Source organism: Croceicoccus estronivorus, from assembly GCF_001625325.1.
In the GTDB taxonomy this organism is placed as follows: domain Bacteria; phylum Pseudomonadota; class Alphaproteobacteria; order Sphingomonadales; family Sphingomonadaceae; genus Caenibius; species Caenibius estronivorus.
Genome location: NZ_JRQQ01000009.1, coordinates 38,127 through 59,562, shown reverse-complemented (window position 1 = coordinate 59,562; position 21,436 = coordinate 38,127). Strand labels below are relative to the sequence as shown.

General features: G+C 60.9%; 19 protein-coding genes and 1 tRNA gene. 6 read left to right on the top strand and 14 right to left on the bottom strand.

The features are described 5' to 3' along the window. Positions 1 to 2: 2 nt before the first annotated feature. From MB02_RS14040 to MB02_RS14030, 3 genes are all read right to left on the bottom strand, one after another. Positions 3 to 1,190: a sulfotransferase family protein gene (locus MB02_RS14040; RefSeq protein WP_067538899.1), complete on the bottom strand. Its 1,188-nt coding sequence runs from the start codon at positions 1,188 to 1,190 to the stop codon at positions 3 to 5. Positions 1,191 to 1,212: 22 nt separating this feature from the next. Then, the gene (locus tag MB02_RS14035; protein WP_067538896.1) at positions 1,213 to 2,235 is read right to left on the bottom strand and encodes a hypothetical protein; all 1,023 of its coding nucleotides are present in this window, start codon (positions 2,233 to 2,235) and stop codon (positions 1,213 to 1,215) included. A gap of 64 nt (positions 2,236 to 2,299) precedes the next feature. Continuing rightward, positions 2,300 to 4,561, bottom strand: a complete 2,262-nt coding sequence (locus tag MB02_RS14030; RefSeq protein WP_170304746.1) for a TonB-dependent receptor — start codon at positions 4,559 to 4,561, stop codon at positions 2,300 to 2,302. 203 nt (positions 4,562 to 4,764) lie between these two features. On the opposite strand from MB02_RS14030, the gene MB02_RS14025 reads away from it, so the two are divergent. Continuing rightward, the gene (locus tag MB02_RS14025) at positions 4,765 to 5,013 is read left to right on the top strand and encodes a hypothetical protein (RefSeq protein ID WP_067538892.1); all 249 of its coding nucleotides are present in this window, start codon (positions 4,765 to 4,767) and stop codon (positions 5,011 to 5,013) included. A gap of 421 nt (positions 5,014 to 5,434) precedes the next feature. Here the strand turns inward: MB02_RS14025 and MB02_RS14020 are convergent. From MB02_RS14020 to MB02_RS14005, 4 genes are all read right to left on the bottom strand, one after another. Continuing rightward, positions 5,435 to 5,510: transfer RNA gene (locus MB02_RS14020), tRNA-Lys, on the bottom strand. Continuing rightward, a complete protein-coding gene (gene folK, locus MB02_RS14015; protein ID WP_067538890.1) occupies positions 5,501 to 6,013 on the bottom strand; it encodes a 2-amino-4-hydroxy-6-hydroxymethyldihydropteridine diphosphokinase in 513 nt (170 codons plus the stop codon). The genes MB02_RS14020 and folK overlap by 10 nt, the downstream gene beginning before the upstream one ends. Next, positions 6,010 to 6,861: an N-carbamoylputrescine amidase gene (gene aguB / locus MB02_RS14010; protein ID WP_067538888.1), complete on the bottom strand. Its 852-nt coding sequence runs from the start codon at positions 6,859 to 6,861 to the stop codon at positions 6,010 to 6,012. The genes folK and aguB overlap by 4 nt, the downstream gene beginning before the upstream one ends. 12 nt (positions 6,862 to 6,873) lie before the next feature. Beyond that, entirely contained in the window at positions 6,874 to 7,713 is an 840-nt protein-coding gene (locus MB02_RS14005) for a class I SAM-dependent methyltransferase (RefSeq protein ID WP_067538886.1), read from the bottom strand. A gap of 127 nt (positions 7,714 to 7,840) precedes the next feature. Between MB02_RS14005 and msrA the strand changes: the two genes are divergently transcribed. Then, on the top strand, positions 7,841 to 8,377 hold the full coding sequence (gene msrA / locus MB02_RS14000; RefSeq protein WP_067539291.1) for a peptide-methionine (S)-S-oxide reductase MsrA: 537 nt from the start codon (positions 7,841 to 7,843) through the stop codon (positions 8,375 to 8,377). Between the two features lie 26 nt (positions 8,378 to 8,403). On the opposite strand, the gene MB02_RS13995 is transcribed toward msrA, so the two are convergent. Continuing rightward, positions 8,404 to 9,636 (bottom strand): RsmB/NOP family class I SAM-dependent RNA methyltransferase, encoded by a 1,233-nt coding sequence (locus MB02_RS13995; protein WP_067538883.1) that lies wholly within the window; start codon positions 9,634 to 9,636, stop codon positions 8,404 to 8,406. Between the two features lie 55 nt (positions 9,637 to 9,691). Between MB02_RS13995 and MB02_RS13990 the strand changes: the two genes are divergently transcribed. After that, a complete protein-coding gene (locus MB02_RS13990) occupies positions 9,692 to 9,862 on the top strand; it encodes a DUF1674 domain-containing protein (protein ID WP_067538879.1) in 171 nt (56 codons plus the stop codon). 23 nt (positions 9,863 to 9,885) lie between these two features. On the opposite strand, the gene hemH is transcribed toward MB02_RS13990, so the two are convergent. Genes hemH through MB02_RS13975 form a run of 3 tightly spaced genes read right to left on the bottom strand, consistent with a single transcriptional unit; the run spans position 9,886 to position 14,113 of the window. Then, complete coding sequence (gene hemH, locus MB02_RS13985; RefSeq protein WP_067538876.1) at positions 9,886 to 10,890, bottom strand: ferrochelatase; 1,005 nt, start codon at positions 10,888 to 10,890, stop codon at positions 9,886 to 9,888. After that, on the bottom strand, positions 10,890 to 13,145 hold the full coding sequence (locus tag MB02_RS13980) for a xanthine dehydrogenase family protein molybdopterin-binding subunit (protein ID WP_067538873.1): 2,256 nt from the start codon (positions 13,143 to 13,145) through the stop codon (positions 10,890 to 10,892). Before MB02_RS13980 ends, hemH begins: the two co-directional genes overlap by 1 nt. A 2-nt stretch (positions 13,146 to 13,147) precedes the next feature. Further along, positions 13,148 to 14,113, bottom strand: coding sequence for an Mrp/NBP35 family ATP-binding protein (locus MB02_RS13975; RefSeq protein WP_067538869.1), 966 nt, complete (start codon positions 14,111 to 14,113; stop codon positions 13,148 to 13,150). A 73-nt stretch (positions 14,114 to 14,186) separates the two neighbouring features. On the opposite strand from MB02_RS13975, the gene hflK reads away from it, so the two are divergent. The 3 genes from hflK (at position 14,187) to MB02_RS13960 (ending at position 17,866) form a co-directional block, all read left to right on the top strand. Continuing rightward, positions 14,187 to 15,335, top strand: a complete 1,149-nt coding sequence (gene hflK, locus MB02_RS13970) for a protease modulator HflK (protein WP_235829529.1) — start codon at positions 14,187 to 14,189, stop codon at positions 15,333 to 15,335. 3 nt (positions 15,336 to 15,338) lie between these two features. Next, on the top strand, positions 15,339 to 16,184 hold the full coding sequence (hflC, locus tag MB02_RS13965) for a protease modulator HflC (protein WP_067538866.1): 846 nt from the start codon (positions 15,339 to 15,341) through the stop codon (positions 16,182 to 16,184). A 176-nt stretch (positions 16,185 to 16,360) separates the two neighbouring features. Then, the gene (locus tag MB02_RS13960; protein WP_082826205.1) at positions 16,361 to 17,866 is read left to right on the top strand and encodes a Do family serine endopeptidase; all 1,506 of its coding nucleotides are present in this window, start codon (positions 16,361 to 16,363) and stop codon (positions 17,864 to 17,866) included. An 81-nt stretch (positions 17,867 to 17,947) separates the two neighbouring features. Here MB02_RS13960 and MB02_RS13955 read toward each other — a convergent pair whose 3' ends face one another. The 3 genes from MB02_RS13955 to MB02_RS13945 form a co-directional block, all read right to left on the bottom strand. Next, entirely contained in the window at positions 17,948 to 20,104 is a 2,157-nt protein-coding gene (locus MB02_RS13955) for a transglycosylase domain-containing protein (protein WP_082826204.1), read from the bottom strand. Positions 20,105 to 20,216: 112 nt separating this feature from the next. Further along, positions 20,217 to 20,615, bottom strand: a complete 399-nt coding sequence (msrB, locus tag MB02_RS13950) for a peptide-methionine (R)-S-oxide reductase MsrB (RefSeq protein ID WP_067538863.1) — start codon at positions 20,613 to 20,615, stop codon at positions 20,217 to 20,219. 67 nt (positions 20,616 to 20,682) lie between these two features. After that, a complete protein-coding gene (locus MB02_RS13945; protein WP_067538860.1) occupies positions 20,683 to 21,354 on the bottom strand; it encodes a glutathione S-transferase family protein in 672 nt (223 codons plus the stop codon). Between the last annotated feature and the right edge of the window lie 82 nt (positions 21,355 to 21,436).

The window sequence follows — 21,436 nt, the reverse complement described above, 5'->3', positions numbered from 1 at the left end:
GCTCATTTCCGGCCAATGTAACCGTCGATGTAGCGGCCAAAATCCCGTTCGATATCGGCCTCGGTCAATCCGAATTCCTGCAGCGAATAGGTATGGCTGCCATGCTTGCCCTGCTCGTTCTGCGTGTGCCAGGCCAACATGCTGCGATCCGCTTCATCCGACAGTTCATGGGGAGAGCGTGCATAAGCGTCCCGGATCACCTGCATCGGATTCCGGCGCACCATGTCGTAATCCACATCAAGGATGCGGTCTTCGATCGCCAGGTTCCGTCGCATGTCCATAAACCTGTCCATGGCAATGGCCCACGTTCTCAGCGTGTGTTCACCGCGCCGGGTCTTGTCGACAGACTCCACATAGATGCCCGACAATTCCGTTGTGAACTTGGCGAAGGAGGGGATGCAGCTGCGTGGATGGCGATGCGGCTGAATCAGGGTAGCGTTGGGAAAACTCTCCATCAGCGCATCGAGATGAGCGAGGTGAGGCACCGACTTGAACACCCATGGCCGCCCCCTCCTGCCGCCATCCTGCCATTGGAGATACTGGAACACGGTCTTCGCCAGCCGGTAGTTTTCGGCACTCGATCGAGACATCACCCAATCGAAATATTCCCGGCTATTCAGCAACACATCCCATGCAAATTCCTGGAAGCTCATCTGATAGACGAGCCCTTCTTCCTCGACTTCCTCCAGTGCAATCCGATGAGCCGCGTTCATATCCGGTTTGTCGTCGGTCAAGAGTCCTGAATTCATGACTGCCGTAATACGAGGGTCCAGTTCGCCCGGCTTGGCATCCGGGAACGGTGCCGGATTGAGCATCTTCCAGAACAGCGTCTTCTGTACGCTTTCCGGCGCTGAAAGCATCTTGTGCAGCTTGGTGGTTCCGGATCGCGGCAAACCGATGATGACGAACGGATCGGATACGTCTTCTTCGAGTATTTCAGGATGCGCCTCGATGTCGCGCTGCATCCTCAACCGGTTCACCAGCAGGCGAACGATGTCGGCCTTGATCAATGACATGCCCTGATGGGTCAGCGGCATGTCCCGCGCTGCGCAATCCAACAGCTTGCGCAACGCAGTTTCAAAATCGAACGGGCCGAAATCGGTCAGGCCCGACACGCGTCGGGCTTCGCCGATAAGCTCGTCCGCATTCAAATTCTGGCGCTGGAGCTGATAGCGTTGCTGATCTAGCATGAATGGTTCCCAATCGGTCCGGTCAGAAGTTGAGAGCAGTGGATTTTAACGGCCCCATCTTCGACACGGGCTGCACGCCTGGCGGTGCGGCAATTACGTCGGGTATCCGGTTGAACAGGCAGGCCGCCGACATGTGGGATGAATCATCGCGTTCCACCCTGATCCGCGCGCCCGGCATGCCTTCGACTTCCCAGAACATGTGTTCGACATCACCTTCACGGAAGTGCCGCACCTCAATCTCGGAGCGGGCGGTAAGGCCTTCCTCCGTCTCGATCTCGGCAACCATGCGAATACCCACGCAATTGCCAGCGGGTATCGTGCATTCCATGAAATCGTTGGGGTAATCCTCTTCGAACACGCAAGGTTCGGTATAGGTGGTGCAGTTCCTGACCGTATAACCGAGCGCCGTGACGACATGTAAGGCAATCGAGCTGTAGGAAGCGGCAATCGGATTGTCGCGAATGCCGCGCGCATTCCACTCCTCGATACTGAGGGTGTTGCCGAAAGGATAAGTCTGCTCCTTGCTCTCGCACTGGGGCACGATATCGGTACAGCTCCGATGGAGCAGGGATTTCAGCTCGGTTGTCGGACCTGAGACCAAGAGGCCCGACCATATTCGCGACATGTCCCAAATGCCCGAACCGGTGAATGTGACCCCCATTTCCTTTGCCATGGCATCAAGCCTGGCAGCCAGTTCCGGGTTGTTGGCCTGGGGGAAATAGGATTCAGTCCCATGGCAAATCACGTTCAGCCCCGCCCCGATCAACCGCGTATGGGCATCATGGTTGGTCTCCAGCAGGTTTGTGGATGTCACCACGCCGATATCCGCATCGATCCTGCTGTAATCGGCTGTGTCACAGTCCTGAACGATTACGCCGATCTTGCCGATCCCGGCGAGTTCACCCACATCCTGGCCGACCTTGGCCCCTGCCCGGTTGAAGGCCGCCACGATCGGCCAGCCCTTCTGATGGGCGAAGCGAACGACATGTTTGCCGAACTGGCCAATACCGTAAAGCACCAGTCGCGGCTTGGATGAACTGCCCATAATATTCCCTAACCCTTGATTGCCAACTGGAGTTGTTGGGTAAGCATCGCGTCGATCCGGCGCTTCAATTGTAATTGTAGCTGAGCGTGATGCCGTAAGTGCGCGGGTCACCGAATGCGGAAACAACCGTCGCACCGGCAAACGTGGCGGAGGCATAGGCCGCGTCATAATAATCCTGATTGGTCAGGTTCTTTCCCCAGATGCGGACTTTCAGATCGCCGCCGCCCAAGGGAATTTTGCCAATCGAGATGCCCGCATCCAGCAAGGATTTCGAAGAATTCGTCGCACTCGATCTGACTGCAAGGGCCGAGGAAATGGACTGATCCTGATGCGAGAAATTGACATAGGCGCCCAGCTCCCAATCGTTTGCCAGCACGCGCGTGTAATCGAGACCAAGCGTATAACTGAATTTCGGTGCAAACGGGAACTCTCTGGTCACCAACACAATCGGTGCCCCCCCGCCCGGATCAATCGACCTGTTGTCGAAACGGGTATGCAGATAGCCAACACTGGCGTTGAAGGTCAGTTCGTCGGTAACAGCCGCCTGAAGGTCGGCCTCGAAGCCCTTTATCTTGCCATCACCAATACTGATGATGTCACGCACCGCCGGTGTGGCGCCGGTCTGAACGCTCGCCTGATAATTCTTGTAGTCCATGATAAAGGCAGCCGCATTCAGGCGAACCCTGCGATCGAAGAACTGGCTTTTGAACCCACCTTCATAGGCAGTGATCGTCTCGGGCTCCGCACCGCGTTGGAAAAGCGCCGGATCCTGCGAATAAATCGATGTGCCACCGGCACGATACCCAGTCACTACTTTGGCGTAGATGTTCAGGTCATCGGAGAATTTATAGGCCGCCGTGAATGACGGATTGAATTTCTTGAAATCCCGATCGTAAGAAAGACCATCAATGACTGGCGTAGCATTCGGATCGAAGCGCAACGCTTGCCTGCTGTCCCAGGTGTAGCGAAGCCCCAGCGTCAGCTCCAATCCTGTCCCGGCTGGCCTGTAAGTGGTCTGGTTATAGATCGCGAAACTGCGATTTTTCGTCAGAGTATAGCTGGTCAACGGGAAGGAGGTCAGGGTCGCCGCCGATGTCCCGCTATCGGCTTCATCCCGATAATAGAACAGGCCGGTGACATATTCGAAGTTGCCGATCGATGTGTCGATGTCACCGAGGAACTGCAATTCCTGTGTGAACTGGTTAAATTTGTTGTAGGCACGTCCAGTGCTGAGGGTCGGAAAAGTTCCGACAATGCCGGCCCCAGGCACCTCAAGTTCGTTGTATGCGGAGCCTCCCGTCATTGCGAACCAGTCGGCATTGACGTCTCTGTACGCTGTAATCGATTTGATCTGCAGCCTGTCCGTTACATCCCACGTAGCCGTCAGCGATGTACCGAAAATCTTGTTGTTATCCGCCTCGACGGGGAAGAACGGCATCGCCTTATTGAGGCGTTTTGAGCTTACCGGGTCGGGATAATAGACGTTCGCTATTACCGGCCCCAAAGGTATGATTAACGGATTTCCCGTTCCTGCCACTGCTGCTGCAGGGCCCTCAATAACCTGTTGGTAGCGGGTGGTGTCCTTGATCTCGGAGTAGTCTGCGGCAACATCAAATGTCAGCGTATCGGTGGGCTCATACCGCAATGCAAGACGGCCAACGAGACGATTTTCGGCCCCAAAGTCCTTGCCTGGACCAAGATTCTCAACAGTTCCGTCGCGCTTGGAGATTACACCCGAGGCACGAAGCGCAAGCCGGTCTCCGATTGGAATGTTGATATTGGTCGCCGACTGGAACTTGTCGAAATTGCCCAACGTGACGGACTGTCCGAAACCCCATTCACCAAGCTTCGGCTTCTTGCTGATCAGGTTGATCGCACCGCCCGTTGCATTTCGGCCGTACAGGGTGCCCTGCGGCCCGCGTAGAACTTCGACCCGCTCCAGATCGCTGGCCTCAAACGACCCACCGGACGAAGAACCGACGTACACTCCATCAACATATAGCGCGACGGCCGGATCCTGCGTGACCTCGACGGTTGCCGCCCCAATGCCACGAATGAATGCGCGAAAAGTGGTCGCCTGTCCAAAATAGTCTGTAATCGAGACATTCGGGACACTGGCGTCGAAATCCTCCAGTTCATTCAGATTCAGCTTCTCAAGACTTTGTTCGCTGAATGCGCTGAGCGATATCGGGACGTCCTGCAGGCTTTCCGAGCGTCGCTCAGCCGTTACGATGATTTCCTCGACCTGGGCATGCGCAGGCGCCGCCAGCGCCATCGGCGCGGCAATAGCAGCCGAACAACAGATAAGACTCTTGAACGATTTCATGATCCACTCCCGGATTGGCGCTCTGCTTTTTCGCGCCATTTTTCTTACGCATAACCAGCATGGGGGGAGTGGGCAGCTCGTAAGGTGCTCATTTTGCCTTCAGAAAGCCGTGTCCACAGCGCACCAAACCACACGAACTCACTTCATCGGGTCAATGAAACGGGTTGTTTGGACACCCGCGCCTATGGCGGCGTAAGGGCGGCTTGGCATCTGGCGTCGATGAGCTGGCGCCTAGCTTATGCGATAAAGATGTTGGTGCGGTGATGGTGAAGATAGGCTCGGCTGTCCTCGCGCAGCGGTCGAGCTGGCGGACGCTGAACGACATGCATGCCCAGCTTGTCGGCATCGGCAAGATCAGCTTTCTTGTTCCCTTTCCCCCCGTATTCGCCTGGATTGGGGAATGGGTAGCCGGCAGCAGCGACGCCAACCTATCCAGTAGATCCTTCGGTTGAATGGCAATTGTCGCGTTGAGCCATTCGACGGGCAACAACCAACCTGTTGCATTCCAATATACACCGATCGTCCCAAATTCTTCCGGCTTCGGCGCGCTGATCGCAAAGTCAGCCACGATAGGAAGTGAAGGGGAAACCTCACCTGCAACGTGAATCAATATTAAAAGTTGATTGGGAATCAGCCGATGCCGGGCAATCCGCGTCTCAGCTTAAAGTCTAACCCAGCAAATGACTTACGACTGAAACGCGAGCGAAAATTGATGGAGGCATTCTAACCGAATGCAAAAGGGGGGCAGGTCCGTGCCTGCCTGATCACAAAGACCCGCAAGATACTGGTTCGTACTCTGATGCCCCATTGGTGCCCCAGCGGATGCTGGCGATGCCCCACACCTCCACTCTCACGTCTAAGTCGTTAAAAAGGTGGTGAGCCCTGCTGGGTTCGAACCAGCGACCTACTGATTAAAAGTCAGTTGCTCTACCGACTGAGCTAAGGGCCCGACCACGCGGGGGCCCTAGGCAACGGACGGTTCCGGGTCAAGCGTCCAAAAAGCTGTCGCACAGTAAGGCCGGTCACAGGATCGCGCCAGCCGGGCGCAATTGTCGTTGCCGGGCCAAGTACAAAGCGGCGCAAACGGAATTGAGGATGCGGAATAGTGAGCCGGGGCGAGGCGTGAAAGCCACCGCTCCACAGTATCACATCCAGGTCGAGAACTCGTGCGCGCCAGCGTCGACCGACACGTTTGCGCCCGAAATCCCGCTCGATGGCCTGCAGCAGATCGAGCAACGGCTCAGGTGCCAGCGCGCATTCCACAATCGCAACGCTATTGGCATAGGTTCGTCGGGACGGACCGAGTGGTGCGCTCGATACGGGGCGAGCGACTTTCACCAGCCTGCAGCCGCGCTCGACAAGTATATCGAGCGCTGCCGCAAGGATCATCCGCGGGGAACCATAGCGATGATGCGGGAGGTTCGAACCAAGCGCGATCAGATAGAGACTCATCTGTCTTCGCAGATTCGCCCATACAATTGCGGGCGGCGGTCTCGGAAGAAACCCATCCCCGCACGATGCCGACTTGCTTGCGCCAAGTCTATGGACGCAACCAGTGCTCCGGTTTCCGTGGCACCGAACTCGGCAAGGAAATCGCCCCATTCGTCAGTGATGAAACTGTGCCCGTAGAAGCGCTGCCCCTCTTCCGTCCCGATCCGGTTGGCGGCGATCACCGGCATGCAGTTCGACACCGCGTGGCCGAGCATGGCCCGGCGCCACATCCTGCTGGTATCGAGATCGGCGTCGTAGGGTTCCGAACCGATTGCAGTGGGATAGAAGAGCAGTTCCGCCCCCATCAACGCCATGACACGGGCACATTCCGGATACCATTGGTCCCAGCATATCCCCACGCCGATCCGCGTACCGAAGACATCCCAGACTTTGAAGCCGTCATTCCCGGGCCGGAAATAGTATTTTTCCTCATATCCCGGCCCATCGGGAATATGGCTCTTGCGGTACGTACCCATCAGCCCACCGTCCGGCCCGATCATCGCCAGCGTGTTGTAGTAGTGATGCCCATCGCGTTCGAAAAAGCTGGTCGGAATCGCAACTTTCAGCTTTGCTGCCAGCGCCTGCATTGCAATGACAGAGGGGTGTTCCCGCACAGGCCGGGCAAGCGCAAACAACGCCTCGTCTTCGACCTTGCAAAAATAGGGGCCTGAAAAAAGCTCAGGCGGCAGAATCACCTGCGCGCCTTGTGCCGCAGCCTCCTCCACCAAGGCGGAAACGGCAGCGATATTGGCCTGCTCGTCATCCGAGCCAAGGGCGAGCTGCAATGCGGCGACAGTCAATTCGGCCATCGGCCGCCCCTATCAGTTCCGCTTGCGGAACAGAAGCGTCATCCGATCGCTTTCGCCGATGGTTTTCAATTCATCATGCCCCCCGCTCAAGACGGGAGGAAGCATCCAGACGCCCTGTGGATGATCGGCAGGATCGGCGGAATTCGCGTTGATTTCGCTGGTCCCCACAAGTTCGAAACCCTGAGCCTCGACCAGCCGGATGACATCGGCCTGGCGCAGATACCCTTTGCTACCGTCAACATAACTGTCCGGCGCATCCGGATTGGCCCGATGCTGGACGATGCCGAGCAATCCTTCATCCTTCAACAAGCGCCGCATCGCGCCAAGCTCGCTGTCCAGCCAGCCCATGCGCAGCAGATTGTGCATTTCCCGAAAAATCAGCACCCGGTCCACCTTGCCATCCAGCACGGAAGGCAAACCGTCCGTGTTGTAGGCGCCGATGCAATTCGCGGGCATGCCGGTCCATGCCGCTGCCTTACCTGGAAAACTATCCGACAACTCGCCGAAATAGGCCTGCTGCTTCTCGCTTGCTCCACTGACGTCAGGATTGAGGCCGATGTAGTGCCCGCCCTTGCCGAGGTAGGGCAGGAGAATGCGCGTGTACCAGCCGCCAGACGGCATATAGTCCACCACAGTCATGCCCGGTTCGACACGGAAGAAAGCCAATGTCCCAGCCGGATGGCGATAGATGTCGCGCGCCCGGTCTTCCGCACGGCGAGGATCGGCCAATGCCAGTTCCAGCGCGGCCTCGCACGCTTTGCAAATGGCCGGTTCCACCGGCACCTCTTCCGCAGCCAATGGGGGAGCAACGAAACCGAATGCGGCAGCTATGACGACAAGGATACGACGCATCTTCTTCCTCTCCCGGCAGGGTGCCACCAATTTAGGCGCTGCATGACCGACGGCAAGTGGGCCATGACAAGTGAGGCATCTACACCTATCTTGCCGGAAACGAGATGGCAGGAGGCTGATGAACGGCATGGAAACGGCAATTGTGGCAGGCGGGTGCTTCTGGTGCACCGAAGCGGTGTTCCGGGACGTTATCGGCGTTAGCGGGGTCGAAAGCGGCTATATCGGCGGCCAGGTCCCTGATCCCACCTATCGGGAGGTCTGCTCGGGTCTCACCGGCCATGCGGAGGCAATCAAGGTCGATTTCGATCCCGATGTGATTTCCTATGCAGAAGTGCTGGACGTGTTCTTGGGGACACACGATCCGACGCAGCTAAACCGTCAGGGCAACGATGTCGGCACGCAATACCGGTCCGCCATTTTCCCGCTGGACGATGCCCAGCGTGGGGAAGCAGAAGCCGCAATTGCCCGTGCCAATCAGGAACATGATGGAAAAGTGGTCACCACCATTGAGGGGCCGGCAACCTGGTACCCGGCGGAGGACTACCATCAGGAATACTGGGAGAGCGACGGACAGCGGAACCCCTATTGCCTTGCAGTAATTCCGCCCAAGCTGGCAAAATTGCGCAAGAGCTTTGCCGCGAAAGTGCGGCAGGAGCAGAGCTGAACTTCCTGGCGGCAGGCTGGAATCCGTTATTTGCGGAACCGTGCGATAAAGAAGCCGTCCATGCCCCCTGCGTCGGTCAACTGACCTGGGTCCGTCCGTAGCCAGCCCTCTTGTGTGGGCACAACCCCGGCCGGCAAGTCACTTGCCTCAATTCGGAAGGTTTCCAGCGCCACCTCAGCCGCCTGCCGTTCCCCTTCCTCAGGCTCCAGCGAACAAACGGCATAGACCAGTTGCCCACCGGGCTTGAGCCAGGAAACCGCACGGTCCAGCAGTTTCGCCTGCAGGTCCGCCATCTCGGCGATCTGACGCGGCCCGATGCGATGCAGCACATCGGGATGCCGGCGGCACGTTCCTGTCGCCGTGCAGGGCGCATCGAGCATGATCGCATCGAATGCCATATCAGGCTGCCAGCCCAACGCATCCGCCACGACGACATCCACGGCCAATCCCGTTCGGGCACAGTTGTCCTTCAACCGTTCAAGCCGTTTCGCGCTGATATCGAGTGCCATGACCTGCCAGCCCGCAGCTGCCAGTTGCAGGGCCTTGCCCCCCGGCGCAGCGCAAAGATCCAGCACGTACCGGCCATCCCCTTTGCCAAGCAGGCGGGCGGGTAGACTGGCCGCGAGGTCCTGCACCCACCAGGCCCCTTCCTTGTAACCGGGCAGTTCCTCCACCGCGCTGCCGCGCGGAAGCCGGACATGGCCGGCCGACAGAGAGAGACCGCCCAACTTTTCAGCCCATTCCTCAGTCGCCGCAGGATCACGCAAGGTGAGATCGAGCGGGGGAGGCATGGCCAGACCGCGTGCAATCGCATCCGCACGCCCTTCCCAACGCATGGCGACGGTATCGGGCAAGGTCGGCGTCTCGGGCAGGCGAACCCCACGCTTCACCAGAGTGGAAAATACGCCATGAGCCAGCCTGCGCGGACCGCCTGCCAGCAAAGGCAATCCGGTCGCAATCACGGCATGAGGTGGGGTTTCAAGCCGCAGCCACCCGGCCAGCATAAGGCGCAAGACCGCACGCGGTTTCGCATCATCGGGCAAACGCTGGCGCGTCGCACTGTCGATCAGGGCGTCAAGATCGACCAGCCAGCGCAATACTTCGGCAGCCAGCGCACGAGCCAGCGCGCGATCGGCCTGACCACGCAAATGCTGCATCGCCGCGCCTGCCGCCTGATCGAGTGTATCGCCCCGTCGCAGCACGGCATCACACATTTTCAGCGCAGCGCGGCGCGCGGGAAGGCCGGGAATATCGTTCATGGCACGCCCACTATCCCCGATTGCATTACGAGGCCAGAGGCCCCAAATTGGCAGGATGACGAAACGCGCCACTCAACGCCCCGGCAATTTCCAGAAACCGGCCCACTGGAGCGATATGCCCGCGCCCAAGCCGGAGGCGGCGAAGGAAAGCCAGCAAGACCCGGATGGCCTTTCCCCCACGCGTTATGGCGATTGGGTCAAGGACGGGATCGCAATCGACTTCTGATGATCCGCGCGCTCGTTCGGCTGTTACAGCCACCCTGCCAGTTCGCGGCGCACGAGCGCTTCCAGCATGTCCATCCCCGGTTCGCCCGCGTTGAGACAGGCAAGCGCGGCGAACCGATCTCCGCCCGCAGCGGTAAACTGTTCACGCCCCCGGATCGCAAGTTCTTCCAGCGTTTCGAGGCAATCGGCGGAAAAACCGGGCGCGGCAATCGCGATGCGGCTCGTTCCCTTGCGGGCTTCTTCCGTAAGCACGGCGTCGGTCGCCGGTTCCAGCCATTTCGCACGACCGAAACGCGATTGAAACGTCGTTTCGATCCTGAGATCCGGGCGGGCCAGTGCTTCTTCCAGCAACCGGGCAGTCTTTCGGCATTGGCAATGATAGGGATCGCCCAGGTCCAACGTGCGTTGCGGCATTCCGTGGAAGCTCAACAGCAAGACCTGTGGCACGAAATCCAGAGCATCGAGTTGCCCCCCGATATCCCGGGCCAGCGCGGTGATATAGGCGGGATCGTCATGATAAGGCGGCATGACGCGCAATGCAGGCTGCCAGCGCATCGCCTTCAGCGCATCGCCCGCCGCGTCAACCGCGGTCGCAGTGGTGGCAGCAGAATATTGCGGATAGAGCGGCGCGAGCAGGATGCGGTCGCACCCCTGCTCCTTCAACCCGGCAATGCCGCTGGCAATGGCCGGATTGCCATAGCGCATAGCCCAGTCGACCCGCACCGCTTGCCCCAGCCGCACCTGCAAGGCCTCCGCCTGCGCTGCCGTTATCGCTGCAAGTGGAGAACCCTTTTCCGTCCAGACCTGCGCATAGGCATGGGCCGACTTCTTCGGGCGGACGTTGAGAATTATCCCACGCAGAATCGGTTGCCAGAGGATCTGCGGAATTTCGACCACCCGAGGATCGGACAGAAATTCCGCCAGATAACGCTTCACTGCAGAAGACGTGGGAGCATCGGGCGTCCCGAGATTGACCAGCAGCACGCCAATCCGGCCAGTACTGACAGGCGGGTGGTCGAGCGGCAACATCACAATCCTTCCGACAACAGGGGCAACCGGCGAAACCGCAAGCCGGTGGCGGAATAGAGCGCATTGGCGATGGCTGGCGCAACCGCTACCACGCCCAGTTCCCCCGGATCGACCGGATCGGCAGTACTATCAAGGAAATCGACCACGATTTCCGGGCAGTCGGCCAGGAACGGCAGATCGAGCCCAGCCAGTCTGGCAGTGAGCGGAATACCCCGGTCGTAGGACAGAGCAGAACCGAGTGCGAGACCCATGCCGAACATCAGCCCGCCTTCGATCTGTTGGCGGGCAATGTCCAGATTGACGATCCGCCCCAGATCCGCGACCGCCGTCAGCCGTTCCACTCGTGCCCCGCCCGCACCTCTTGTGGCGCTGGCAATGACCGCAATGCAACCGCCCCCGATCCGATGACAGGCAAGGCCCTGGCCGCTCTGGTCGTTGCCCCCGTCCCACTCGGCAAGCTTCGCGACCTTCTGCAGGGCCGCCGCCATGCGCAGATCGCTTTCGAGCATGGAAATGCGATACGACAACGGCTCTCGCCCATGCCGCCGCGCCAGTTCGTCGATGAAGCTCTCGACAAAAAATGCGGTGTAGCCATGGGCATTGCCACGCATGCGCCCCGTCGGCAGCGAAAGCGTGACCGGGACATGATCCACCGCCATATTGGGAATCGCATAGGGCGGCGCGGCCCCTTCCACCGCCATTGGATCGGCTTTCCCGGATGCAGCGTCTGTTGCGGCCCAGCTGGTCGCATTATCGAACAGCCTGCTGCCGAATTCACGCGCCGTCGCGGGCAGAGCCAACCGGGCGCGGAATGTGCCGATCGTGCCCGTATCATCCGTCTTCGCTGCCAGAATCGCGGCCACCGGCGTACGCGGCCGCCCAGCGACCAGTTCCTGCCAACGCGACCAGACGAGCTGGACCGGACGGCCCACTTCACGCGCGATCAGCGCCACTTCGATGGCATGGTCGTTTTCCAGCCGCCGGTCGAAGCTGCCCCCTGCGGGCATGGGGTACAGCACCACATCCCCTTCGGACATCCCCACCGCCCTGGCGGCGGCACGCCGCGCATGTTCCGGTGCCTGGCTGGCCATCCACAGTTCCAGCTTGCCATCGCGCAGCCGCGCCGTGGCGCTCGCCGTCTCCAGCATCGCATGGGTGGCAGGCGCGACATCATAGCGCAAGGCAAGGCTCGGCTTGTCGAGCCCGGCATCACCGTCTCCAATCTCCACTATCCGCTCGATTTCACCGTGGCGCACACCCCGGTCGAGCGCCTCCTCCATCCTGGTACTGTCGAGCAAGCCGGGCACTTCGAACTGCGGGTGCATTGCGGCGAGCGCCCGTTCCGCCGCCCACCAATTGGTCGCGACCGCAGCCAGCCACCGTTTGCCACGCACCACGTTCAACAATCCGCGCGTGCCTTTCTCCGCATCCTTGTCGAACCGGGCCAGCCGGGCCTGAGGCAACGGCCCATGGCGAATTGCCGCATAGACCATGTCCGGCAACCTGATGTCGCCAGCGAAAAGGTAGCTGCCATCCACTTTCGCCGGCAAGTCGAGCCTGGGGAAAGCCAGTGGTGCATCCATTGCCGGATCGAGCGGCTTTTCCTCTGCCGGTTCGGACCGCAGCGGCGCAGGGTCGGGTGGCGCGTAGTCCATCGCGTCTTCCACCAGTTCCCCGAACCGCAAGGCATTACGGCCATGGCGAACGAAGCCGCCGGACGTTTCGCATTCCTCCCACGCCACATCCCAGCGGGCGGCCGCGGCCTTGGCCAGCATCGCCCGCGCGCTGGCGGCGGCAGCTCTTGCCGGAGCCTCGTAAGCCGCCAGCGACAGCCCTTCGGCAGTGGCGGCGAACCGCTCTCCTTCCGCGAAACGACGAGCCAGCCAGTCGTCGGGCTGATCGGCCAGCGAGGGGGTCAACGGCATCCACAAGGGGGCCCAGCGGGCAGCGAGCGGGGCATTGGGATAAGCGCCACTGATCGGCGCCGGTTCAACACCTACCTGCCGCCAGTCGGCCCCCAGTTCCACTGCCACGATCTGCGGGAGCAAAGTCGTGATGCCCTGCCCCATTTCGAGTTGGGGAACGGCAACCGTAACCACCCCGTCCTTTGCGATCTTGAGCCAGGCATCGAAAGCGAACTCACCCTCGCCCGGGGCCAGCGGTGCGGAATAGTGGCGGCCGCCCAGCCCCCACGCGATCAGCAGTCCGCCACCGACGGCGGCGCCGATCAGCAATCCGCGCCGGGTCACTTCCATCGCTAGTTATCCTGGCCCGCCAGCCATGCCGCCAGTTTCCCGGCAATCGCCACAAAGCTTTCCGCCTGCGGTCCGTCGCCCGCGGCAGGGGGCGTACCCGCATCGCTCGCTTCGCGAATCTCCAGCGCCAGCGGCACACGGCCAAGGAAAGGCAGTCCCATTTCCGCCGCTGCCTGTTCGGCGCCGCCATGGCCGAATGGATCGCTGCCCTTGCCGCAATGGGGGCAGAGATAGCCCGCCATGTTTTCAACCAGCCCGATCACGGGCACATCCACTTGTTCGAACAAGTGGATGGCGCGCGTCGCATCGATAAGGGCGAGATCCTGCGGAGTGGATACGATTACAACGCCATCGGGGCGATAACGCTGCATCATGGTGAGCTGGATGTCCCCAGTGCCGGGCGGCATGTCGACGAGGAGCGTTTCCACCGCGCCCCAATCCGCGTCGATCAACTGGCCCAAGGCATTGCTTGCCATCGGGCCCCGCCAGGCGATCGCCTGGCCCGGCTTCGCCAGATGGCCCATGGACAGCACCGGCACACCGCAGGCGCTGGGTACGGGGATCAACTTCTTGTCCACCGCTTCGGGCCGCTCTCCTTCGTTGGCCAGCAGGCGCGGCTGCGACGGACCGTAGATATCCGCATCGACCAGCCCGACCTTGTGTCCCAGTCGCGCCAGCGCGACGGCAAGGTTGGTGGTCAGGGTCGACTTGCCGACGCCTCCCTTGCCCGACGCAACAGCGATGATCCGTCGCTTCACCTTGTCCGCCATCATCGCGATGCGCACCTCACGCGGACCGCCGGACCCGGTCACGGCCTGGCGCGCCGATTCTTCGAGCGCCGCCGCATCGGCGCGATCCAGACCCGAGGCATCGAGCACCAAAGTGGCCGTATCGTCAATCAGACGGAGGGATTGGAGACGCCCCGCCACGGCGGGCGGGAGCTTGGCTTTGAGTTCTGCTTCATTCATCACGTTCGCCTAACTAGCGAAAATCCCGCGCGAGGCACTGTTTTTGTCGCGCCCGATACCTATAAAGGGGGTCATGAAACGAATGGGCGGGTTATTTGACCAGATCGCGCTGGCCATGGCTGGCAGGCGCAGCCCCTGGGGCGGAAGCTCCGGCGGCGGGGATGACGGCGATGGCGGCGGAGACGGTCCGCCCCAAGGCGGCAGCGCAGGCGGCGGGGACGGTTCCCCTCCACGCGGGCCGCGCAATCCTTGGATTCCGGGCGGTGGCGATGGCGGCGAAAATAATGGTCCGCGCCGCTCCGCCAGCATCGAAGATCTGTTTCGTTCACGCGGTCCGGAAGGGCCCCGGCGGCGTCCGGGCGGCCCGAAATTCCGTTTGCCGCCGGGCCCGGGCGGCAGAAATCTGTTCCCCTGGTTGTTCGGCGGGATCATCTTGCTCGCGCTGCTGATCAGCGTGATCCATCAGGTCGGCCCGAAACAGCAGGGTATCGTCACGACGTTCGGGAAATATTCCACCACGCTGGGCCCCGGCCTGAATTTCACCCTCCCGTGGCCCATCCAGAATGTCGAAGTCGAAAACGTCAGCGAAGTCCGTCTGGTGCGAATTCCGGAAGGAAAGGCGGAAAAGCTGATTCTGACCGGCGACCAGAATCTGGTCGATCTGTCCTATCTCGTGCGCTGGAACATCAAGGATCTGAAACAGTACAAGTTCCAGCTGGCCATGCCCGAAGAAACGGTCAGCCAGGTGGCCGAAGCAGCCATGCGCGCTTCGGTGGCCGAACAGACTTTGGACGCCACGTTCTCGGGCGCTGGCCGTGCCGAGATCGAGGAACGCGTCCGGACCCGGATGCAGACCATTCTCGATGCCTATCGTTCGGGCATTGCCGTGCAGGGCGTGGAAATCGACAAGACCGATCCGCCCGAGCGCGTGGTTGAAGCTTTCAAGGACGTCTCGGCAGCGGAACAGGATGCCGACGCCGAACGAAACCGCGCGCGCGCTTGGGCCCAGCAGGTCCTCGCAGCAGCGCAGGGCGAGGCAGCGGCATTCGACAAGGTCTATGCGGAATATCGCCTGGCTCCCGAAGTCACGCGCCAGCGCATGTATTATGAAACGATGGAACGCGTGCTCAGCAAGACTGACAAGACTGTGATCGAGGCACCGGGCGTCACGCCCTACCTGCCGTTGCCGGAAATCCAGCGACGGGCAAAGGAGGGGAAATAGGCGATGGAACGCATCTGGGAAAATCACAAGCTGTCGATCATCGCCGCCGTGGTTCTGGTGATCGCGTTGATGTCCAGCATTGTCGTGGTGCCGGAAACCCAGCAGGCGGTCGTGATCCGCACGGGTGAGCCGGTGCGCGTCATCAACCGCTTCAAACCGAATACCGATTACGGCAAGACTGGCGCCGGCATGGTGCTGCGCATTCCGTTTCTTGAACGGGTTCAGCGGATCGACAAACGCGTGCTCGATCTCGACATGCAGCGGCAACAGGTCCTTTCAAGCGACCAGCAGCGCTTGCAGGTCGATGCCTTCGCGCGGTTTCGCATCATCGATCCGGTGCTGATGGTCCAGCAGGCCGGTACGACCGAAAATGTCCGGGCCCAGCTCGAACCGATCCTGATCTCGGTGCTGCGGCAGGAGCTTGGCCGACGTACGTTCGCATCGATGCTTACGGCGGAACGCGGATCGGCGATGTCGAACATCCGCAACAATCTCGATACGCAGGCCCGCAAATACGGCGCGCAAATCATTGACGTGAGGATCAAGCGAACTGACCTGCCGGAAGGGACGCCTCTGGAATCCGCCTACACCCGGATGGAAACCGATCGCCAGCGCGAAGCGGCGACGATCCGGGCGCAGGGACGCAAGAGCGCGCAGATCATCCGGGCTGATGCCGAAGCCGAAGCAGCCAAGACATACGCGGCCGCATTCGGCAAGGACCCGAAATTCTACGACTTCTATCGCGCGATGCAGAGCTATGTGACGACATTCGAAAACGGCGAGGGCGAAAGCTCGATCATCCTCTCGCCCGACAACGAATATCTCAAGCAGTTCCGCGGCCAGCGCTAAGAGGATGACGGGAACGCCGGCTTCCCGCGACAGTCGAACAGAGGGCGAGAACGGAAAACATGGAACGGCTTCGTGTTGTCTGATCTCGCCATTCAATCTCCGTTAAGGGCAAAAGTCCTGAAGCAGAGAGGTGAGTGCCGATCGCGCCGCTCAGGCGGCCAGATTAACGAGAGGACATGAAACCCGTGCGTTATGCTTATGCAGTAACAAGTGCACTGCTGGTCGGCGGTGCGATGGTATCCCTGGCCACCGGGGTCCCCGCAGGCGCGCAAGTCGCGCAAAATGATGCGAACCAGATGCGCACTGTCGCACCTCCGACGGGTGCCCCGGCGAGCTTCGCAGACCTGACCGAACAACTGGCTCCGGCCGTGGTCAACATTTCGACCCGCCAACGCCTCAAGGTCCAGAACAATCCACTGGCCCAATTGTTCGGCATGCCCGGACAGCCTCAGACGAGAGAGGCACAGTCACTCGGTTCAGGCTTCATCATTTCGGCGGACGGCTACGTGGTGACCAACAATCACGTCATCACCGCTGAAGGGAAAGGCGACGTCGAATCGATCACCGTGACCATGCCCGACGGCACCGAGTATCCGGCGGAAATGGTCGGACGCGATGCGGCATCCGATCTGGCCGTGCTCAAGATCTCCCGTTCGAAGCCGTTTCCGTTCGTGGAATTCGGCGATTCGTCACAGGCCCGTGTCGGTGACTGGGTCATTGCCATCGGCAATCCGTTCGGTCTGGGCGGGACGGTGACGTCCGGCATCATTTCCGCAGTGTACCGCAACACCGGCTCTGGCGGCGCCTATGACCGCTATCTGCAAACCGATGCCAGCATCAACCGTGGTAATTCCGGCGGGCCGATGTTCGACATGCGCGGGCAGGTGATCGGCATCAACAACGCCATCTTCTCCCCCTCCGGCGGCAGTGTCGGCATCGGCTTCGCCATTCCCGCGGAAACCGCCGCGCCCATCGTCCAGAAGCTGATGAAGGGCCAGTCGATCGAACGCGGCTATCTCGGCGTGCGCATCCAGCAGCTCAATGAAGATCTCGCGGATTCACTTGGCATTGCCCACAACCGGGGCGAATTCGTTCAGGCGGTCGAGCCGGGCGGCGCAGCGGACAAGGCTGGCCTTCAGGCCGGCGACGTCATTCTGAAAGTCAACGGGCAGGACGTTACCCCTGATCAGACGCTATCGTACCTGGTGGCGAACATTGCGCCCGGCAGCCGCGTGACAATCGATCTCGTCCGCGACGGCAAGCCGCGCACGGTCAGCGCCACGGTCAGCAAACGGCCGAGCGAGGAAGAACTGGCCCAGCAGCAGATGTTCGATCCCGATGCCAATTCGCTGGATAACGACAACGGCGACAATGGCGGCCTGATCGAGGAATCTCTCGGCGTTCAGGTAATCCCGCTGACTCCGCAGATCGCCCGCCAGCTTGGCGCCTCGGACGACACCCAGGGCGTTGTCATTGCCGGGGTGGATCCTGCTTCCGACGCAGCGGTCAAGGGGCTGCAACGCGGCGACATCGTGCTGACCGCCAATTACAAGGCGATCAGCACGCCAGACGAATTGGAAGCGACCGTCAGCAGCGCAAAACGGGCAGGACGCGAAGCCGTTCTCCTCAGGATTCAGCGCCGCGGCCGTCCTGCCACTTACGTGCCGATCCGGCTGCGTTAAGCGCAACGCGCCAACACCACTGAGACCCAAAAAAGGGGGTGCGGCCAAAAACCGCACCCCCTTTTTGCATGGCAGGAAAGCTCAGGGCTGAGGGACGGAAGGAGGCGCCGGGGCCGCCACTGCCGGAGAGCGGTTCCCCCGGTTGACGTTTACCGAATTGCGGCTGTCCGGCTCTTTCGGATCGGCTGCACCACCCGTCGCCCGTTCGAGGAAATCGGGACTGGCAGCCGGGGGCGGAGCCGCAGCGTTGTTGCCGCCAGGCTGCTGGTCCGGCGGGGGATACGGATCGTCGCGCCAATCGGTCCGCCGGTTCTGATCGATCAGATTGCCCTGATCGTCGATATAGTAATAGTCGTTGGGATCGCCGTAGAGGTATTCGTCATCCGGCTCGAGCTGCCATTCGGGCAGCTTGAGATCGGTGTCGAACTGTTCAACCGGCCGCTTGGCCACCGCCTGACGCATATACGCGGCAAAGGCCCGTGCAGGCGCAGCGCCGCCGGCAAGACCACGGACCGCCTTCGCGTCGTCGCGCCCCATCCACACCCCGGTCGTTACGCCGCTGGAAAAGCCGAGAAACCAGCCATCCTTGTTCGAACTGGTGGTCCCGGTCTTGCCTGCCACAGGCCGTCCGATCTGGGCGGCCTTGCCCGTCCCTACGTTGACCGCAGTCTGCAGGAGGTCGGTAATTCCGGCTGCGACGTAATCCGGCACCAGCTGTTGCGGGCGCGGGGACTCGTGCTGGTAGAGGACTTCGCCCTTGGCCGTCGCGACCTTGACGATGCCATACGGCTCCACCGAATTGCCATGTGCCGAAACAGACGCAAAGGCGCGCGTCATATCCAGCAGTCGTACGTCCGACGTACCCAGCACCATCGAAGGATATGTCGAGATCGGTGTCGTGATGCCGAAGCGCCGCGCCATCGACGCGACCGTCCCGAAACCGACATCGTTGCCGAGCTGGGCAGCGACGGTATTCTTGGAATAGGCGAAGGCGGCGCGGACGTCGATCGGGCCAGCATAGGAACCGCCGGCATTGCGCGGGCTCCACCCGTCGATCGTCACCGGTTCATCCACCACCCGATCGTCCGGCAGATAGCCCGCTTCCAGAGCGGCCATGTAAACGAACAGCTTCCACGCGGAACCGGGCTGGCGCACGGACTTGATCGCACGGTTGTAGTTGCTGGACACGTAATCGGTGCCGCCGACCATCGCCAGCACGGCGCCGTCCCGGTCCAGACTTACCAGCGCGCCTTGGGCACCCTTGGGGGCATTGGCCTTTATCGCATCGGTCGCAGCCTTCTGCATCCCGACATCCAGAGTGGTCCAGATTTCAAGCGGCTCCTGCGTTTCCGGCAACAGCAGATCGAGCTGGGGCAAGACCCAGTCGGTGAAATAGCGGATCGAATTCTGCCCCGCCTCGGGCCGGAGTTTGACGGCGGAGACATCGACTGCGTCAGCCTGGGCCGCGCCGATCGCGCCTTCCTGCTTCATCAGCTGCAACACCACGTTCGCACGCTTGACAGCGGCCTGCACGTCAGCAGTCGGGGAATAGCGTGACGGTGCCTTGACCAGCCCGGCGATAATCGCCGCTTCCCCGATATTGAGATCCTTCGCCGAATGGCTGAAGAACTTCCGGCTGGCCGCATCAATGCCGTAGGCACCGCCGCCGAAATAGACTTTGTTAAGATAGAGTTCGAGAATCTGCTCTTTCGAAAACTTCGCTTCCAGCGCCATGGCCAGCACCGCTTCGCGTGCCTTGCGACCCATCGTCCGGTTGTTGTTGAGGAAGATATTCCGCGCCAACTGCTGAGTGATGGTGGAAGTCGCACCGATCCGCCTGTCACCAGTGGCAGCGACCCACAAGGCGCGGGTGAGACCGATCGGATCGATGCCGAAGTGCGAATAAAAGCGCCGGTCCTCGACCGAAACCATCGCATCCTTCATCACCTGGGGGATTTCGTCGGACGTCAGCCATTGCCCCGGGCTGGGACCAAGGGTGAGGATTTCGGACCCATCGCGCGCGCGCACGACTATAGTTTGGCCGGCAGCTGTATCCTTGAGTTCGGAAAAGCCAGGCAAGGAGCGCTCGGCCATCAATACCGCAACGCCCAGCCCCATCGCCACCAGCAGCGCAAGCGCAACGCCCCAGGCGAACAGCTTGCGCAGCCAACGGCGTTTGGGCCGTGGCTGCGGTTTTTCCGGTTTGCCGGGGGCGCGGCGCACGTCCCGTCTTGCCATTTAGCGCGCTAACCTCAATTCATCGCGGGAACCCGCCCGCACCGGCAATCGACCCTGCACGGGGAATTTGTAACCCAGCGTTAACGGAGAAACACGCGCCGGGTCCCGCACCCTATTCCTCCGGCTTGAAATCAAGCGATGCACTGTTGATACAATACCGCATGCCCGTGGGATCCGGTCCATCGGGGAAGACGTGGCCGAGATGCCCTTCACACTTGGCGCAGCGCACTTCGACGCGAACCATACCATGCGACATGTCGCGATGTTCTTCCACGGCATCCTGTTCGAGCGGCTGGTAAAAACTGGGCCAGCCGGAGCCGCTGTCATACTTGGTACCGGAGGTGAACAGCGGGGCACCGCAACCGGCGCAACGATATTCCCCGACCGCCTTGTTCTTTTCATAGGCGCCCGTAAAGGCCCGTTCCGTCCCCGCTTCGCGCAGGATGTGATACTGTTCGGGCGTCAATCGTTCGCGCCACTGTTCCTCGCTCAGTTCGAGCTTTTCAGACATACCGGATCTCCTTCAATTGCTCGAAATATGGCCCGCGGCGCGCCAGCCGCAAGGGCAAATATGCGCCTTACGCGTTGGGGTCCGCATAATGGCTGGGCGGTTGGATCACGTCCATCCGCTCCGCCAGCAGGGGGCGAAAGCTGGGCCTGCTCTTGAACAGGGCATACCAGCCTTTCGATTGCTCGTGCCCGCTCCAGTCGATTCCGCCCAGATAGTCCGCTACCGAAATCTGCGCGGCGGCGGCAAGGTCAGCCAGGCTCATCTGCGCACCCGCCAGCCACGGGCGATTGTCGATCAGGTAATCCATATAGTCGAGATGTTCGTGCGCCAGCTTCATCGCCTCGCGCAGCATGCGCGAATCCGGCGAGGTGCGATAGACCAGCCGCTTCTTCATCCGTTCGTGCAACAACGGCGCAGTGACATCGCCGAAGAAGTTTTCGTCGAACAGCGCAACCAGCCGGCGAATTTCAGCCCGGTTCGTGGCCGAACCGTTTATCATCGGGTTTTTGTCGACCGTTTCCTCGAAATATTCGCAGATCGCCCCGCTGTCGACCAGCACGATGCGCTTGTCCGCCTCGACCAGAACAGGCGTGCGGCCCGCAGGATTGAGATGAAAGAACTCGTCCCGCGCTTCCCAGGGATTCTCGCGCTGCAATTCGTAGCTTACGCCCTTCTCGCTCATCAACAGGCGAACCTTGCGGCTGAACGGACAAAGCGGAAATTGAAAGAGCTGCCACATGGGCCGTACTCTTGCCGCAAGCGCATCGGCCCGTCCACCGGGGGCAGGTGAAATTATCAGTGTAAAACGGGTGGTACGGGTG